Origin of the sequence: Shewanella frigidimarina (genome assembly GCF_003797125.1) — a bacterium.
Classification (GTDB): domain Bacteria; phylum Pseudomonadota; class Gammaproteobacteria; order Enterobacterales; family Shewanellaceae; genus Shewanella; species Shewanella frigidimarina.
This window is the reverse complement of sequence record NZ_RKKE01000002.1, coordinates 789,566-806,386: the sequence shown is the minus strand read 5'-3', so window position 1 is coordinate 806,386 and position 16,821 is coordinate 789,566. Positions and strand designations below refer to the sequence as shown.

Sequence of the window (16,821 nt, the reverse complement as noted above, 5' to 3'; positions counted from 1 at the left end):
GGCTAACGTAACTGGCCATGGCATTGTTTAAATCGTTTGCCTGATCCACAAGGGCAGGGACTGTTGCGAGATACATTTTGCTCGCTTGGCGTAGCGAGTTTTTCAGTTGGTTCGGGTGTTAGTGCTATAGGCTCAGCAATGTCGTGTTGCTGCCATTGAGTGTCATAGATTGGATGACCGCGTTCGCCTAAAAGATGATTGATTTTGTTCAGTGTTGTAGAAGCACTCGGCCAAATTTTGGCGATGTCATGGTAATTTTCGAGCCACTTATTGGGTTTGGGTGTCGAGATGGTGTAGCGAGAATGCGCTAATGGCTTACTGCATAATTGCGCTAAAGCAGGGTCAAAATCCGTATCAGTAAATTGGCATAGTTGCTTAACGGTTTTCGCAGGATCTGCAATTAATTGATCATAAGACACCATGCACCAGCGATTACTGTCAATCTTTTGCAATGAATCCATAATCGCTTCATTAGCGGCTTGCCATTGAAATGCGGCAATAGACTGTAACGGCTGGCGATTAAGTTGTTGCCATTTTTCTGGTAGCAGTAGCGACCAATTACGTTTATCCCATCCCGGTAGATTTGGGTAAGTGACAAACTTATTCGACCGCCACGCTTGCATAATACTGCTGATGTTTTCTTTAGGCTCCCTCACTAAATAGATAAATAAAGCGTCGGGAAACAGCGAATTAAAAAAGTCGACCCGCAAACTATTTTTTGGGGTTTTTTCTAAAAAGCGGATATTAGTCGTATCAATACTACCGGGTTTATTACCATGATTATCTTGCAGCGCATCGCTAAAACGTAGCAGTAATTGCTGACGTAGTTCGTCATCAATATCTTGTTCCGTTAACGCATTAGAACTAAATTGACGATAGGCGATATTCAGCTTGGGTATGGTTTCAATGAGCGCATGACTTTCGCCGCCAATGGTCCATATGGACTGGCTTTTTGATAGAACTTCGAACAACAAAGTGCTGCCTGAACGAGGCGCGGATAAAATAATAATGGGCCGATCAAATTGATGCATAGCGGTATGATGTTTTTGTTATATTTTTTAACATCATACCCACACCGTTATCATATGGCTACTTTATCAATTTCAGTAGAGCCTTAAAGCGATCACCTTGGGCAACATGTTGTAGCTCAAACAGTAGTGATTCAACATTGGTGAGATTGGCACCATCATTAAGCATCATTTGCACCCCAAGTACTTTATTGTCTGTACCTCGTGATGCAACGGCATCGGCAACAAGATGTACTTGATAGTCGTTGGCCAGTAAATCTTTGCACGTTTGGTAAACGCAAACATGGGTTTCGATACCCGCAAGAATAACATTATTACGGTTTAATGCTTTAAGTTGTTGTTTTGCTTCTTCACAATGCCAGCCACTAAAGTGCTCTTTAGCGATGGGTTTGGATGTTTGCGATAAGAGTTGTGCGAGTTCGTCGCTGGTATGGCCTAATTTGTTGGGTAATTGTTCTAACCAAATAATCGGAATATCAAATAGTTGTGCACCTTGAATTAATACTGCAAGCTTTTGGTGTAGTTGAGCTGATTGCTGCATAACCTGGGCTAGCTTGCCTTGTACGTCTACAATCATTAATACACTTTGTTCTGCTGTTATCATGGTCCGTTACTCGAATGATTAAGTGAGCTGTCGAGTATTGGTTATTTTTACCGTGGTGCAAATAAGCATTTAGTCTATTATGGCAATGATAATTGTTATGAATGTTCACTCAAAGAATGTCAGGGATTGATATGAATAAACGTATTGTCATTTGTGCCGACGGAACCTGGAATCGGCCAGAAAAAGATCTTGAAAAAGATCACGCCACTAATGTACTTAAACTCGCCAGAGCCATCAAACCCATTGCTGATGATGGTGTACCGCAACAGGTGTTTTACGATTGGGGAATTGGTTCGTACTATGACTCCATGATTGGTGGGGCAACTGGGCGCGGCTTACATAAAAACATTATGGATGCTTATCGCTACATAGTGCAAAACTACTCTCCTGGCGATGAGATATACCTGTTTGGTTTTAGCCGTGGTGCATACACAGTGCGCTGTTTGTGTGGCCTCATCAATAATTGCGGCATTGTCACTCGACCAGATGCCAAGCTTATTCAGCAAGCGTTTGACCACTATAAAATGAAAACTAAACCTTTTGCACCAGATGGTGAACGCTCGGTGGCATTTCGTCAGCAACATTCGCATCCTTCACGTGAAGTGGCCTTTGTTGGTGTGTGGGACACCGTTGGGGCAATGGGGATCCCACTGTCTTTTTTAGGCATGTTTGAAGACAAAGATGAGTTTTATGACGCCAAGTTAGGCCGAAATGTCAAAGTGGCTCGTCATGCACTCGCGTTAGACGAACATCGCAGCGATTTTGAACCGACCATTTGGGCACCTCGAACCAGCATAGACATACAGCAAGTATGGTTTATTGGCGCCCATAGTAATATTGGTGGTAGCGTTGCCCCCAATAATGACGGTAGCACCTTGTCTGATATAGCGTTGCAGTGGATGTTAAGCCAAGCGCGAGCGGTTAACTTAACGGTCGAGTTACATTTAGCCGATGCATTATTACCTAATCCCATGGCGGATATTCAAGATTCATATCGCAGTTTTTATCGGGTTAAAAAACGTTTTATGCGCAAGCTAGATCCAGAGCAAGCACCGATATTATTACATCAGTCGGTTAAAACTCGTTGGCTGAATGACAGTAATTATCGACCGAAAAATTTAGTAAATTACATTGATAACCATGGTTGGCCCGATAAACTGGTGCAATAATCTGTGTTAACACCATCATTAAATAACGAGTGTTAGCAACCACTAATAGCAACCACTAATAGCAACCACTATTAGTCACCACTATTACTAACCACTATTACTATTCATTATTAAAAACATTTCGATTAAGGACAGTATTTTGCTACGTGTATTTTTAACGCTCATCACAGTGATTGGGCTCTCGTCTGTATCACTCGTTTTACCCGCGGCTGAACCGACGGCTTCTGATGATTTACAAGATAAGCCGCCAGCGAAACGGATTATTGCTTTATCGCCACATGGGGTTGAAATGCTGTTTGCTATTGGTGCTGGCGACTCAATTGTAGCCACCACCGATTATGCCGATTTCCCTGCAGCAGCTAAGAGTATTCCGAGTATCGGTGGTTATTACGGTATTCAAATCGAGCGAGTGATTGAACTGAATCCCGATTTGGTGCTGGTGTGGCAAAGCGGTAATAAAATGGAAGACATTAATCAGCTACGTGATTTAGGTTTTACCGTTGTGAATAGTGATCCTAAAAGCTTAGCTGATGTTGCTACGGATATTGAACTGCTGGGTAAACTCACCGGACATTCGGTTAAAGCCAAGCAAGTGGCCGATGACTATCGTCAGCAATTGGCTGATATTACGTTGCAAAACCAAACGAAGCCTGCGGTAAAAGTGTTTTATCAATTATGGTCAACACCGTTGATGACAGTTGCTAAGGGCAGTTGGATCCAAAACCTTATTGAAGTGTGCCATGGTGAAAATGTGTTTTATGATGCAGCAAGTGAGTATCCACAAATTAGCATCGAAAATGTGTTACTAACTGGCGCACAAGTGATTTTACAAAGCCAAGATGAAGGCAATATTTTAGGTATTAATTGGTCTGACTGGCCTGAGCTACCCGCGGTAAAAAACCAGCATATATATCAGTTTGATGCCGATTTACTTCATCGGGCAACCCCAAGGGCAATTCAAGGCGTTAATGCGGTTTGCGGGGCGTTGGATAAGGTAAGAAAGTAAGACTTTATTCAGTCGTGCAGCATAATCGATTTCTTATTTCGTCGTGGCGGTATATTCGATTTCTTATTCCGTCATCCCGGTAATGATTGTGAGCCGGGATCCAGGTGTTTGTTTGTTGCTTTTATGGCCTGCGGCCACTAACGTCGTGGCGCTTCGCCCACACCAGACTTTTCAAACTGCGTTTGAATTAACATCGCAAGGTTCCACCCTGCACGGGCCAAATACTTTGTCATTCCGGTAATGCTTTTGAGCCGGAATCCAGGTGTTTTCTTGTTGCTTTTATGGCCTGTGGCCACTAACGTCGTGGCGCTTCACCCACACCAGACCAAGAGGAAACCAACGGCTGTTCCCTCTTGGAACTCCCAGCCGCCCCGCAACATTTTCAAACAGCGAAAAGGTCGCCATGGGGTTAATTTTAACTTTTGACTTCGTTTGAAATCTTCTTCGGCCTTATTCGAAAATGCTAACGCTTCCGATAGGCCATCCCTGGCCAACGAAAGCTAGCCTGACGTCCTGTCAGGCTCACGCTATTTTCTTCAACGTCCTCAAGTTCTGAGTTGAGTTTGTACATTTTTAAATCAAATCCAAGTCGTTTTTGCCCCAAAGTGCGTTACAACTATTATAATAAAGGGCTGTTTTTCGGATATTACACCTTAATACAGAATGTATACTTAAATTTTAATTATCTGAAGTTTCACTCAGTATTATTAACGCTTCAATAGCACTATCGATGTTTGCATATACCTTTACATGTTGAAATGGCAAATATTTAGGGAGTACCCGATTTATTGCATCTGACAAGCTTTTTTCTGTTAAAAACAAATCAAAGTATGGAAGGGCTGATGCAGCATGATGCATATCGAAAAAGTCGTTTATATTAATATTTTTATTTTGTGAGATAATCCAAGTGGCACAAATAGTAGAGAATGTGTTCATTGATGGAATAAGGTCATCTAGAGTATTTGCGCATTTTCTTTCAAACAAAATATTCATAATAGAATTAGCTTGATCAACAGTGTAATTTTCGACAGTGTTTGAGATGGCATTTAAAATATCACATTTATGTTCAATAATTTCCGATTTGAGTTCATGGACTAATATTTCATTAATCCTTCCACTTCTAGATTTTCTTCTATTTAGGATTTTTTGTGTGGGGTCAGGAAAGCTATTAACAAACTCAGAATTATGCTGTAAATGTTCAAGATAAGTTGCCAGGCCTATTGAATTATCAAAGTAAACATCCTGAACTTTATTGTCATATGTTCTATTTTGTTCACCTGTGTCAACTACAGTAAACTTTCCCCATCCATAGGCTACACAAGTCCAAATATGCTGAGAGCATAATTCCAAATTATGGCCTTTCATTCCTTCTGGATCTAGGAGGAATCTTAACATGAACTCAAATTCAACAACGACACGTTCGCGATAAGGTCGAATGGCAGTGTTTCTAGACAATAAGTATACTAAAGACAGCGTAGATTCTAGTGACTCAGGACTGGTTTGTTTTAAAAACTCTTCAAAATGTGACTCTGAAAAAGGGAAGATCATTTTTCCACTTTCAGCTAGATTCATGACTAAGTTATATAGACGAAGCTTTGCAGTATCGCTAGTTATTCCTCGATGAACATCCCTAAGAATTAACCAGTATTTCGTATCAAGATAAACCTTTTTAGAGTTTATTGATTCTATAGACTTTGCGTGACATCTATCTCTATAACTGGTCATTAATGAATCCTTTAACAAAAATTACATCTATTTAATCATGAATCCTTGGATAAATAGAGGCAAATAAGCGATTTTCTCATGCATATCAGAATAATGAGACCATTCTTGCTCTCCCTGATCATTACCAGTGATAACTCATTTCTATCCAACAACGAGTTAGCCTTACTTAAAAATGTGCAAATTCAATTCTGAACTTGAGGCCGTTGAAGAAAATAGCGTGAGCTGGCCATGGATGGCCCGCTAGCTTTCGCGGTACAGGATGTACCATCGGAAGCGTTAGCATTTTCGAATAAGGCCGAAGACGGTTACAGATGAAGTCAAAAGCTGGATCGTACCACGTCGCGAAATTATCGCTTTTCAGATAATTTTGATGTGGCGGCTGGGAGTTCCAAGAGGGAACAGCCGTTGGTTTCCTCTCGGTCTGGTGTGGGCGAAGCGCCACGACGTTAGTGGCCGTAGGTCATAAGTACAAAGCAAACCATAAGTGTCCGCTCGGACACTTTCTCACTAACCGGACAGTTTTTAACGCTGTCCGCGGACACTTTTAGGGTGTTCGGTTATCTTTATAAATCCTTATCATTATGAAAAATAACAATAAATAACTATTGGCATGGCTTGTGCTTTATCTTGATATAAATGTGAAGAGGTGGGTGCGTCAGCGCGTTACCTAAGGACCTGAGATGATTAAAGACACAAGTAGCCAAGATACTGTTATTGCGCCTAAGTTAGGTCGTAAATTGCGCTTACCCTTGATGATAGGTTGCGGCGCCATATTGATGAGCGCGTTGGTGTGGGCGAGTTTAAGTCATGACAGTAATCAACGCTCGGTTGATGGTGCAGATTTACGTTTGGCAACCTTAACCCTTGGCACGTTGGTGCGTGATATTGCCACTACCGGTAAAATTGTCGCGGCCAATGCGCCCATTTTATATAGCACGGAAGAAGGTGTGGTGACGCTATTAAGTCAACCTGGTGATGAAGTTGAGCTGGGGCAAGTGGTGGCCAAGATTGAAAGCCCGCGTTTACAAAGTGAATTGCAACAACAGCAGTCGATGCTTGAAGGCATGCAGGGCAGTTTAGAGCGCGCCAAGTTAGATGCCCGCCGTGAGCAATTGCGTGTTAGCCAGATTTTAGACATGGCGAAAGTGGATTTAGAAGCCGCTGATCGTGAAAGTCGTCGTGGTGATCAATTGATTGAGTCGAGTTTGATCAGCAAAATCGATTTTGAAAAAAGCAAAGATGATTTACACAAAGCCAAATTATTACATAAGCATGCCCAGCAAGAAGTCGAGCTTATGCGCGATACCCTCAGTTTTGAAATTAAAAACCGTACCCTTGAAGTACAACGTCAAGCGCTAGTGGTGAGGGAGTTAACTCGTCAAGCCAACGCCTTGAGTATTATTGCTCCGGTTAGCGGCATTATTGGTAACTGGCTGGTGGAGCAAAAAGCCCGTATTGCCGCCAGCCAACCAATATTAACTGTGGTCGATTTAACTGCCTTTGAAGCTGAGTTGGCTGTGCCAGAGTCTTATGCCGATGAACTGGGTTTAGGGATGGATGTCGAGCTGAGTTTTGGCAACGTTAATGTGGTAGGCCAATTATCGTCAATTTCACCCGAAGTACGTAATCGTGAAGTGACCGCCCGGGTGCGTTTTGCTGACAGTAACACTTTATCGTTACGTCAAAATCAGCGTTTGTCTGCCCGAGTCTTACTGGAAAATAGACCCAATGTATTGATAGTGAAACGTGGTGATTTTCTCAATATGGGCGGCGAAGTAGCGTATCAAGTTAACGAGGCTGTCGCCCAAAAGAAACCCGTTAAATTGGGCGCACGCAGTATGAGCCAGGTTGAAGTGCTTGAAGGCGGTGAAGCAGGTGACGTATGGGTGATATCCGGTACCGAGACCTTTAAAAATGACCCCACGATTCAAATCCGATAGCTAAGTTGATAATTAAGTCGATAGCTAAATCAATAACGAAGCAAATAACCAAACATTTAACTGAGTAAGGACATTCTATGACTTTTATTCAACGTAGACAGCTTATCGCGCTAGCCGCGTTATTTATTCTCGCAATAGCGGTGAGTTATCGCATTGATAATCATACAGATTGGTTATCGGTCAGTTTGCAGTTAATTGACATGAGCAGCCAAGTATCGACTCGGTTAAGTGATGTTAATCCGGCTGTTCGCTTGCATATTGATATTAGCGACATGGTCAACATTAAGCTGTTGTTTTAGCGATGACTAATACTAACGACACTGACGCCAATAGCATTAAAAACAAAAGTATTTAGAACAACTGTATTCAGATTAGCAAGATTCACATTATCAGCCCTAAGCGCTGGGATGCGACAACCGAATAAACCAAGGAAGCCATTATGTTATCCATGAAAAATATCAGTAAAGTATTCAAAACTGACTTAGTTGAAACCCATGCACTGCGTGACTTTAACCTTGAAGTGAATGAAGGCGAGTTTGTCGCGGTTACAGGGCCGTCTGGTTCAGGTAAAACCACCTTTTTGAATATTGCGGGGTTGCTCGAAGGCTTTACCTCTGGCGAGTTCAGCCTTGATGGCGTCAATGTGTCGAATTTAAGTGACAATAAAAGTGCAAAAGTCCGTAATGAAAAAATTGGCTTTATCTTTCAGGGTTTCAACCTTATTCCAGACCTTAATTTAGCCGAAAATGTTGAAGTGCCGCTGCGTTATCGCGGTATGAATGCCAGCGAGCGTAAGCGCCGAGTTGAATCAGCATTAGAACAAGTCGGCTTAGGTGCGCGGATGAAACACTTACCGACACAATTGTCTGGCGGACAACAGCAACGTGTCGCCATTGCGCGCGCATTAGCAGGCGAACCACGGTTTTTATTAGCCGATGAACCAACCGGTAATTTAGACAGTTTAATGGCGCGCCAGGTGATGGAATTACTTGAAAATATCAATCAACAAGGCACCACCATTATTATGGTGACCCATGACTCAGAGCTTGCGCGTCGTGCCCAGCGCAATATTCAAATTGTTGATGGTCAAGTATGTGATTTTTCGATGTACCAACCAGCTGCTACTGGCACTCGCTAAGGGGAACACTATGTTTTTTTACTATTGTGATTTAGCGTGGCGAAGTATCCGTAAAACGCCGATGTTATCGATGTTGATGGTATTAGCGATTTCGATTGGTATCGGCATTACTATCACTACGCTCAATGTCTATAAAACTATGTCTTATAATCCGGCGGGCGATCGCAGTGAGGTGATTAATTCAGTGCAGTTGTGGAGCCAAGGCTTGGATACCTGGGATGAGTTTATTCCAAGCATCACCTATATGGATGCGATGAACTTACGCAATAACAAAGAATTAAGCCTCAAAGCAGCGACTTATCGAACTGGCTTAGCATTGCAATCTGACAATCCTAAAATTGAACCCGTGTTGAACAGCGTTCGGTTAACCGACAGAGACTTTTTTAGGATTTTTTCGGTACCCTTTATTTATGGCAGTTACTGGGATGCCAGTGTTGATTTACGCCCAGCTTACCAAGTGGTGATTAGTCAAAAATTAAATTTACGCTTTTTTGAAGGTAAAAATAGCGTAGGCAAAACACTCTTTTTAGACCGTAAACCTTATCAAATTGTTGGGGTGATTGATGACTGGAATCCGCAACCTAAATACTACGATCCACTTAATGGTGCCTTTAATGATGCTGAAGAGATATTCATTCCGTTCTCGTTAACAGGCCAAGAAGAATTTGATGTATGGGGTAACACCAGCGGTTGGAAGTTCGAACCCATGATCACATACAGCGACCGCTTAGCGTCAGAAAAAGTATGGATTCAATTTTGGACTGAACTGAACACCGATGAGCAGAAACAAAGCTTTTTAGGCTGGTTAACGCGTTATGTTGAGCAGCAAAGAGCGCTCGGCCGCTTTACTGATACCGCTAAAATCCCTAGCGAGTCAGTGCAAATTAGCGACATCGCGAAATGGCTTGAAGATAACGATGTGGTGCCCAAAGATAACAAAATACTAGTCGGTTTAAGCTTGCTGTTTTTAAGCGTGTGCTTGGTGAATATTCTCGGGCTGTTGCTAACCAAGTTTTTAAAGCGTGCGCCAGAGGTGGGTGTTCGTCGTGCTATTGGTGCCAGTCGTGGACAGATTTTTAGTCAGTATATGGTCGAAGTGGGTATGATTGGTTTTATCGGTGGCGTAGTGGGTTTGTTATGGGCTTGGGGGTCGTTAACGGCGCTGCATAGCTATTTTTCAATGGACCAAAGTGTTACTGGGCTTGATGCCAGTATGTGGATTATCACGCCATTAATTGCTATCTCTACCGCGGTATTGGCTGGGGTTTACCCTGCTTGGGTGGTGTGCCGCACTAAACCCAGTGTGTATTTAAAAGCCCAATAACTCCAGTTAAGCTTAAGAAAGGACATCACCATGTTACATATCAAACCGATTTTATCCAGTTTAATGCGCAGTAAAAGTGCGCCGGTTTTATTGCTATTGCAGATTATTTTGTCAGTTGCGATAGTCGCCAATGCGAGCTTTATTATTAACGAACGTTTGTCGCTAATGCAGCGAGAATCTGGCTATGCCGAAGATCAGATCCTGACCTTTAACCTGTATAATTTCGATCCTGCTATCGACAACATGAAACAAAACCAAGTTGACCAACAAATTTTGCGTTCGCTGCCCAATGTAATTGATGCCAGTTACAGCAATATGTTGCCGTTAAGCGGCAGCGGATGGATGGATCGCTATGTTGACGGCCCAGATGCCGATACCGCTAAAAGCACCCCTGGGTTTGCCTTTTATTTGGGTAATGAGCACTTACTCAATGTGATGGGAGCGAAGTTAATTGCCGGGCGAAATTTTACCGCCGATGAAATTAATACCAGCTTAGATGACAGCGGCATGATGGCGTTAGTGTCGCAACCGTTAGCCAAAGCCTTTTGGGGCGATGAGTCGCCTTTAGGTAAAACCATGTATCAAGGTGAGCAAGCCGTGACCATTATAGGCGTAGTGGATAAGCTGCAAGGTGCTTGGGTTGACCACGAAAACTTTGAATACAGCGTGATCCAGAATATCGATTTTGGTGGCAGTAGTAGTAATAAATCATACATGGTGCGGGCATTACCTGAACATATTCCAGCGTTAGAAGAAGCCATTAGTAAAGCCTTGTATGCAGAAAACCCAAACCGTGTAGTGGAGAACTTCCAAACACTCACCACGATTAAAAATTTAACTTACAGTAACCACCGTTTAATGGCGACAGTGTTAAGTATTATGGTGGTTTTATTGTTGTTAATTACAGCGTTGGGATTAACCGGTATGGTGATGTTTAATATTCAACGCCGCACCAAACAAATAGGTACTCGCCGCGCGCTGGGTGCACGTAAACGTGACATTATTGAATACTTTATGGTGGAAAATTACCTAATTTGTATTGTCGGTGGGGTCATCGGTGGCATGCTATCGTTGGTACTTGGGCAGCAATTAATGTCACTGTATAGCTTACCTATGGTACCGGTGATTTATCCTATTATCTCTGTTATTGGCTTGCTGGTAGTGACTACGCTAGCGGTAATAGTGCCAGCAGCTAAGGCGGCTAATATTTCACCCGCCATGGCAACGCGCAGCGTGTAGACCGCATACCATTAGAGGCTCAGCTTGATATTCAGCTTGAGACTCTATGCGAGACAGTCATTGCTAATGTATTGAATCTTGCCCTAGCGTGCTAGGCTTGTATACGTGACTAATAAATACAGATATTTGGATATAACTCAATGAGAACAACATCATCGTAATGGATAATATTTTAATTGTTGATGACAATCATGCCATTTGCCAAGCGCTTGCGCTAATGATTGAGCTGCATGGCTATCAAGCTATTTTTTGTCACTCACCAGATGCGGCTATTGAGATTGTGACTAATAAAGAGATCAGCTTAGTCATTCAGGATATGAACTTTAGCCGTGATACCACCTCGGGTGAAGAGGGTAAGCAACTGTTTTACGCATTGCGTCAGTTACAGCCCAATTTACCGATTATTTTAATGACCGCGTGGACCCAATTAGAAACCGCTGTCGAGTTGGTTAAAGCGGGGGCAGCTGATTACATGGGTAAACCGTGGGATGACGCTAAGCTGCTTAATAGTATTAGCAATCTATTATCAATTTATCGACTGTCTCAGCAAAATAGCCAATTAACCCGGATAGACAGTGAACGGATGTCGGTCATTAATGGCGCCGATTTATGTGGCCTAATTTTTGGTAGTGGTGCCATGCAGCGCTGTGTTGATTTAGCGTTGCAAGTTGCGCGCTCCGATGTGTCTGTGATGATCACTGGCCCAAATGGTGCGGGCAAAGACAAAATAGCCGATATTTTACAGGCCAACTCGCCATTAAAAGACAAACCCTTTATTAAGGTCAACATTGGTGCTTTACCAATGGATTTATTAGAGGCCGAATTGTTTGGCGCTGAAGCGGGCGCTTTTACGGGCGCCAATAAAACCCGTATGGGCCGTTTTGAAGCTGCCGATGGTGGCACGTTATTTTTAGATGAAATTGGTAATTTGCCATTATCTGGCCAAGTAAAGTTATTACGGGTATTACAAACCGGTGAGTTTGAACGTTTAGGCAGTCATCAAACCCGCAAAGTGAATGTGCGGGTAATTAGTGCTACCAACGCGGATTTAGCCGACGACATTGCTCATGGGCGTTTTCGTGAAGATTTATTTTATCGTTTAAATGTCATTGAGCTAGCCATATCACCATTGAATCAACGCCAGGACGATATTTTACCGTTAGTGAAACACTTTATTGGTGCTCATTTTAGCCTTGATAAGTCGACCCAGCAGGCCTTAATTAATCATAGTTGGTCGGGCAATGTGCGCGAATTAGAAAATGCCTGTAAAAGGGCGGCGCTGTTAGCTAAGTCACCACAATTAACGATTGATGACTTTGGCTTGATGGCGATAGCTAATGGCGGCGCGGCTACCCAGCATGCGCTTGTTGTTGAGCATCATCTTGGCCAACAAGATCAGGGCATTGATGATACTCAGTCGATTTGCGAACCCGATAAGCAACAGCTAGAAGACGCCTTAGTGCAATATAATGGCGTCATTGCCAGAGTGGCTAAATCCTTTGGCTTAAGCCGACAAGCCCTTTATCGCCGTATGGAGAAATATGGCCTTAGGGTGACTAGATAATGATGTTATCACTGCGCACTAAATTGCTGATCAGTAACATGTTGAGCTGCCTTTTGGGAGCGATGTCAGGCGCTTTAGTGTGGCTTACATTGGGTGATGACACCTTATGGTTGGCTATTATTGTGATGCTGGCTGTGTGTTATTTTTGCAGTATGTGGCTAACAAGACGATTAAGTGAAAGTCTGCAAGCATTGGAAATCGGTCTACTTAACTTTAAAGATAATGATTTTAGTGTGTCGCTGCATCCCTACGGCGAACCACAATTAGATGCGCTAGTGAGCTTATATAACCAAGCATCGGCAAAATTGCGTAGTGAGCGACAGTTTATTTATCAGCGCGAGTTAATGCTCGATAAAGTGATTCAGAACTCACCTAATGTCATGCTATTAATCGATGATTCCCAGCGAGTCATTTACGCCAATGGCGCCGCAAGGCATTTGTTTAATCAGGGTGTCAAAGTAGAAGGCATGTTGTTACCTGATCTTGTGGTGATGTTACCCGACACGCTTAAAGCGGCGTTAAGCAGTGAGCAAGAAGGACTGTTTTCGATGGGCGGTAGCGGGGCCGATGGTGTTGATAGTCATTCTAATACTGATGCTGACAGTAGCGACGTTGAAACCTGGCATATCTCTCGTGGCCGCTTTACTCAAAACAATCAGCAGCACCATTTAATTTTACTTAAACAACTCACCAAAGAACTTAACCGCCAAGAAGTAGCTGTGTGGAAAAAGGTGATTCGAATTATTAGCCACGAGCTGAACAATTCGGTCGCACCCATTGCTTCTATGGTCAACTCAGGTAAGTTTTTAACCCAGCACTTAGACGACAGCAAGTTGCAATTAATTTTTGATACCATCGAGAATCGCACCACACACCTGAGCCAATTTATCTCTCATTATGCCCAGTTTGCTAAGTTACCGCTGCCACAAAAAGCCTCAATTGATTGGGCTAAGATGACCCAGCAATTAGCGCAGCAATACCCATTTAATCTGTTATCACCTTTACCGGTTAAGCCGATAAAACTCGATGCAGTGCAATTAGAACAAGTCTTTATTAATCTGCTTAAAAACGCTCACGAGTCTGGCGCGGAGGCAGACACTGTGTCGATAACGTTTGAGGAAGTGACTCATCCAATTAACGGGTTATTAATCAAAGTAGATGACCAAGGTTGCGGGATGTCTAGCGAGGTATTGTCGCAAGCCTTGTTACCGTTTTACTCAACTAAACAATCTGGTACTGGGATAGGTTTGCCCTTGTGTCGTGAAATTATTGAAGCCCACGGTGGCCGAATTAGCATGCAAAACCGCGTAGAAGGCGGTTTAAGCGTAAAAGTATGGTTGCCTGCTCAGCAGGGTTAACACTGACTAATGATGAATAAAGTCTGATTGTTACGAGTTATATTTTCCAAAAGAGAGTTGAAGCCGTAAAACTTTTTGCCCCAAAGTTGGTTAGGCTATGGCCGCAGACCATAAGTAAATAAGTAAATAAGTAAATAAGTAAATAAGTAAATAAGTAAATAAGTAAATAAGTAAATAAGTACAAAAGTACAAAAGTACAAAAGTACAAATACCTGGATCCCGGCTCAAAAGCACTGCCGGGACGACGAGAAGGTCGTTATCAAGCATGTCCAGAAATGAGTTAACGTAAATTAGCTACTTACTCACTACAGCTCGAATTAAGCCGCGTTGAAACCAGGTTTGCATGGTTTGCAGTACCATCATTGGCGCAGATTGCTCGTCGTGCCATTGCAGCATTTGTTCGCACTGGTCGGCAAAGTTGTTGCCCTGAATAAATCCGAGTAACAACGCATGTTGCTCTGTCGTTAATGATACAAATTCTGTTAACCGCAACTCTCCCCGCCATAACAACCATGCTCTAGATGATTGATAGTCTGGCGTCGGTGGTGCTGTGTCTATTTTCAATGCTTGCCAAGCTTCGACGGCATTACTGTTACAAGTGAATATTTGTACGCTGGGATGAAAACGTAAACAGCAATTGGGCCACAATTCTGGTGAAATGGCCTGTAAGTCACTAAAGCTTGCACGGGCACAGTCTGCAGCATCAAATGCATTGAGTAACCGGCGCTCGAATCGGGCTAAATCGGCAATAATCGGATGCTGTTTAAAAAACGCATCTTGTTGTAAAAACTTCGGTAAACCATCACAAAATTGGCGCAGAGACTTATTGCTTGATGGATATTGACGAGTATAGTCGGCTGCCATTTTATCGAATAAATCGTCACCCAAATACAACCCAAGTAGCTGGTGGTCGGTTTCAATGGTTTCTTTTAAGCGGATCCGGTAAGCGTTGGCATAAATTTGTAGGCGATCATTGGCGCTGATCCCTGCTTGTTCAGACACATTGGCTTTCATCACCGACTGAATGTGTCCGTGTTGTGTATCCGAACCATCAGACAGTAAATACTGCATAAATTGCTGTTGAATCTCAGCTAAACGACTCATGTTTATGCCCTGACTTTTTGCGGTGAAGCGTGATTAGCGCTGATAAACTTGCCTAAATCATCAAGTGAACGTGTGCCAAATTGCGAACGTGCTAGGGCAGGATCGTCGGGCAAGGTTATCTGGGCTATGTGTTTAGCCTCAAGTAATTCATTATATAACGCGGGGAGCTGGGGAATATTCGCGTCGCGTTCAATCATGGTGCTAACAGCGCCAAAGCGTTCTAGTGCTGCTTGGTAAAGTGTCCATACGGACGCTGGCACGTCATGGTCGTGAGTATCAATGACATAATCACCAAAGTCGCTGTGGCCGGCTAAATGAAACTGTTGTACCCGGCGTGGGTCGATTTTTTTAAGGTAGTCGAGCGGATTAAAATGATGATTACGGGCGCTGACATAAATATTATTAATGTCGAGTAATACTAGGCAATCAGCCGCTTCTGCCACCTGGCTTAAAAAATCCCATTCATCCATGGTCGAGTCTTGGTATGACAAATAACTTGATACGTTTTCTAGCAGAATTCGTCTGCCTAAAAAATCCTGCACAATACGCACTCGCTCAGCTACATGCTTCACGGTTTCTTCGGTATAAGGCAGTGGCAGTAAGTCATGGCTATTAACGCCGTGAATTGAAGTCCAGCAAATATGATCTGATATCCATTTCGGTTGAATGTCGTTACTGAGTTTTTTAAGGGCTTTTAAGTAATCCATATCTAAAGGATCGCTACTGCCTATCGACATTGATACACCGTGCATTACAACAGGATATTGTTCGGCAATGGCTTCTAAATAATATCGGGGCTTACCGCCAGCGACTAAGTAGTTTTCAGACAATACTTCAAACCAGTCTATATCGGGTTGGTGTTGTAAAATATGTTCAAAATGGTCAGTCCGTAAGCCTAAACCAAATCCAAGAAAGTCTTCTGTAATACGTGTATTTGGCATGGGATATCCTGTCATTGCGAACACATGGGTAATGAATAAAAAGGCTGATGACTTTGAAAAGAGGTAAGGTAAAAGTCATCAACCTTATTAGTCTAGTGAGGACTAGCTTGCTTTACCGCCAATATCAGCACAAGATTTTGCTGTAGTGCTAACAAAACCAGTACCTTTACAGCTTGCCATACCGCCACAAGCGTTATCGGCACCTTTACAATCGTTATGGCCTTTACAGACGTTAACACCGTAACAATGCACTAAATCGGCTTTAGTGACTTTACCAACCCAATCATCTTTTTGCGTGCCACCAACATCAGCACAGGCTTTTGAAGGCATGCCAACAAAACCAGTGCCTTTACAGCTTGCTTGACCGTTACAAGCATTGTCAGCTGTTTTGCAGTCATTGTGACCTTTACAAACGTTTACATCGTAACAATGGACTAAATCTGTTTCGCCAGCAGCTAAAGGTGCTGTGCTTGTTTCAGCGGCCATAGCCTGACCTGATAAGCTTGCCATTGCGAGTGCTAATGCTGCGCCGGTTAAGCTAGTTTGTGCTTTGGTATTCATGATGTATTCCTTACAATGTTGATTATTATTTTTACTGCTTATTCTTGTTACTCGTCACAAGATTGATTTGCTGCAGCTATCACACTTGTTAGGAGTTATTAGTATTGACCGTGAAGTGAC

The 16,821-nt window shown here is 42.9% G+C and carries 15 protein-coding genes; 9 read left to right on the top strand and 6 right to left on the bottom strand.

Going from position 1 to position 16,821, the window contains the following annotated elements:
• Positions 1 to 2: 2 nt before the first annotated feature.
• Positions 3 to 1,031: a sulfotransferase family protein gene (locus EGC86_RS08460; RefSeq protein ID WP_123777224.1), complete on the bottom strand. Its 1,029-nt coding sequence runs from the start codon at positions 1,029 to 1,031 to the stop codon at positions 3 to 5.
• A 58-nt stretch (positions 1,032 to 1,089) separates the two neighbouring features.
• On the bottom strand, positions 1,090 to 1,632 hold the full coding sequence (locus EGC86_RS08455) for a hydrolase (RefSeq protein WP_123777223.1): 543 nt from the start codon (positions 1,630 to 1,632) through the stop codon (positions 1,090 to 1,092).
• A 131-nt stretch (positions 1,633 to 1,763) separates the two neighbouring features.
• On the opposite strand from EGC86_RS08455, the gene EGC86_RS08450 reads away from it, so the two are divergent.
• The gene (locus EGC86_RS08450) at positions 1,764 to 2,801 is read left to right on the top strand and encodes a DUF2235 domain-containing protein (protein ID WP_102036592.1); all 1,038 of its coding nucleotides are present in this window, start codon (positions 1,764 to 1,766) and stop codon (positions 2,799 to 2,801) included.
• A 136-nt stretch (positions 2,802 to 2,937) separates the two neighbouring features.
• Positions 2,938 to 3,807: a cobalamin-binding protein gene (locus tag EGC86_RS08445; RefSeq protein ID WP_483475603.1), complete on the top strand. Its 870-nt coding sequence runs from the start codon at positions 2,938 to 2,940 to the stop codon at positions 3,805 to 3,807.
• 678 nt (positions 3,808 to 4,485) lie between these two features.
• On the opposite strand, the gene EGC86_RS08440 is transcribed toward EGC86_RS08445, so the two are convergent.
• On the bottom strand, positions 4,486 to 5,532 hold the full coding sequence (locus tag EGC86_RS08440) for a hypothetical protein (RefSeq protein ID WP_123777221.1): 1,047 nt from the start codon (positions 5,530 to 5,532) through the stop codon (positions 4,486 to 4,488).
• A gap of 680 nt (positions 5,533 to 6,212) precedes the next feature.
• On the opposite strand from EGC86_RS08440, the gene EGC86_RS08435 reads away from it, so the two are divergent.
• The 7 genes from EGC86_RS08435 to EGC86_RS08405 all read left to right on the top strand — a co-directional run bounded on the left by EGC86_RS08435 (position 6,213) and on the right by EGC86_RS08405 (position 14,095).
• Entirely contained in the window at positions 6,213 to 7,472 is a 1,260-nt protein-coding gene (locus tag EGC86_RS08435; protein WP_123777220.1) for an efflux RND transporter periplasmic adaptor subunit, read from the top strand.
• A gap of 77 nt (positions 7,473 to 7,549) precedes the next feature.
• Positions 7,550 to 7,771 carry a hypothetical protein gene (locus EGC86_RS08430; RefSeq protein WP_102037345.1) on the top strand — a complete coding sequence of 74 codons (222 nt, stop codon included), beginning with the start codon at positions 7,550 to 7,552 and terminating at the stop codon, positions 7,769 to 7,771.
• A gap of 140 nt (positions 7,772 to 7,911) precedes the next feature.
• Positions 7,912 to 8,610, top strand: coding sequence for an ABC transporter ATP-binding protein (locus EGC86_RS08425; protein ID WP_011636372.1), 699 nt, complete (start codon positions 7,912 to 7,914; stop codon positions 8,608 to 8,610).
• Positions 8,611 to 8,620: 10 nt separating this feature from the next.
• Complete coding sequence (locus tag EGC86_RS08420) at positions 8,621 to 9,934, top strand: ABC transporter permease (protein WP_011636373.1); 1,314 nt, start codon at positions 8,621 to 8,623, stop codon at positions 9,932 to 9,934.
• A 30-nt stretch (positions 9,935 to 9,964) separates the two neighbouring features.
• Positions 9,965 to 11,173 (top strand): ABC transporter permease, encoded by a 1,209-nt coding sequence (locus tag EGC86_RS08415; protein ID WP_123777219.1) that lies wholly within the window; start codon positions 9,965 to 9,967, stop codon positions 11,171 to 11,173.
• 160 nt (positions 11,174 to 11,333) lie between these two features.
• Positions 11,334 to 12,737: a sigma-54-dependent transcriptional regulator gene (locus EGC86_RS08410; RefSeq protein ID WP_123777218.1), complete on the top strand. Its 1,404-nt coding sequence runs from the start codon at positions 11,334 to 11,336 to the stop codon at positions 12,735 to 12,737.
• 2 nt (positions 12,738 to 12,739) lie between these two features.
• On the top strand, positions 12,740 to 14,095 hold the full coding sequence (locus EGC86_RS08405; protein ID WP_123777373.1) for a sensor histidine kinase: 1,356 nt from the start codon (positions 12,740 to 12,742) through the stop codon (positions 14,093 to 14,095).
• A 294-nt stretch (positions 14,096 to 14,389) separates the two neighbouring features.
• On the opposite strand, the gene EGC86_RS08400 is transcribed toward EGC86_RS08405, so the two are convergent.
• The 3 genes from EGC86_RS08400 to bufA2 form a co-directional block, all read right to left on the bottom strand.
• Positions 14,390 to 15,199, bottom strand: a complete 810-nt coding sequence (locus EGC86_RS08400; RefSeq protein WP_123777217.1) for an HvfC/BufC N-terminal domain-containing protein — start codon at positions 15,197 to 15,199, stop codon at positions 14,390 to 14,392.
• Positions 15,200 to 15,201: 2 nt separating this feature from the next.
• Positions 15,202 to 16,140, bottom strand: coding sequence for an MNIO family bufferin maturase (gene bufB / locus EGC86_RS08395; RefSeq protein WP_123777216.1), 939 nt, complete (start codon positions 16,138 to 16,140; stop codon positions 15,202 to 15,204).
• A gap of 102 nt (positions 16,141 to 16,242) precedes the next feature.
• Positions 16,243 to 16,701: a BufA2 family periplasmic bufferin-type metallophore gene (gene bufA2, locus EGC86_RS08390; RefSeq protein WP_123777215.1), complete on the bottom strand. Its 459-nt coding sequence runs from the start codon at positions 16,699 to 16,701 to the stop codon at positions 16,243 to 16,245.
• Positions 16,702 to 16,821 lie beyond the last annotated feature (120 nt).

What these genes read in the sequence shown, in the direction of transcription:
- EGC86_RS08425 (WP_011636372.1), top strand. Translation starts at nt 7,912, where the DNA reads ATGTTATCCATGAAAAATATCAGTAAAGTATTCAAAACTGACTTAGTT.
- EGC86_RS08420 (WP_011636373.1), top strand. Translation starts at nt 8,621, where the DNA reads ATGTTTTTTTACTATTGTGATTTAGCGTGGCGAAGTATCCGTAAAACG.
- EGC86_RS08450 (WP_102036592.1), top strand. Translation starts at nt 1,764, where the DNA reads ATGAATAAACGTATTGTCATTTGTGCCGACGGAACCTGGAATCGGCCA.
- EGC86_RS08400 (WP_123777217.1), bottom strand. Translation starts at nt 15,199, where the DNA reads ATGAGTCGTTTAGCTGAGATTCAACAGCAATTTATGCAGTATTTACTG.
- EGC86_RS08430 (WP_102037345.1), top strand. Translation starts at nt 7,550, where the DNA reads ATGACTTTTATTCAACGTAGACAGCTTATCGCGCTAGCCGCGTTATTT.
- bufB (WP_123777216.1), bottom strand. Translation starts at nt 16,140, where the DNA reads ATGCCAAATACACGTATTACAGAAGACTTTCTTGGATTTGGTTTAGGC.
- EGC86_RS08440 (WP_123777221.1), bottom strand. Translation starts at nt 5,532, where the DNA reads ATGACCAGTTATAGAGATAGATGTCACGCAAAGTCTATAGAATCAATA.
- bufA2 (WP_123777215.1), bottom strand. Translation starts at nt 16,701, where the DNA reads ATGAATACCAAAGCACAAACTAGCTTAACCGGCGCAGCATTAGCACTC.
- EGC86_RS08410 (WP_123777218.1), top strand. Translation starts at nt 11,334, where the DNA reads ATGGATAATATTTTAATTGTTGATGACAATCATGCCATTTGCCAAGCG.
- EGC86_RS08415 (WP_123777219.1), top strand. Translation starts at nt 9,965, where the DNA reads ATGTTACATATCAAACCGATTTTATCCAGTTTAATGCGCAGTAAAAGT.
- EGC86_RS08405 (WP_123777373.1), top strand. Translation starts at nt 12,740, where the DNA reads ATGTTATCACTGCGCACTAAATTGCTGATCAGTAACATGTTGAGCTGC.
- EGC86_RS08435 (WP_123777220.1), top strand. Translation starts at nt 6,213, where the DNA reads ATGATTAAAGACACAAGTAGCCAAGATACTGTTATTGCGCCTAAGTTA.
- EGC86_RS08460 (WP_123777224.1), bottom strand. Translation starts at nt 1,031, where the DNA reads ATGCATCAATTTGATCGGCCCATTATTATTTTATCCGCGCCTCGTTCA.
- EGC86_RS08455 (WP_123777223.1), bottom strand. Translation starts at nt 1,632, where the DNA reads ATGATAACAGCAGAACAAAGTGTATTAATGATTGTAGACGTACAAGGC.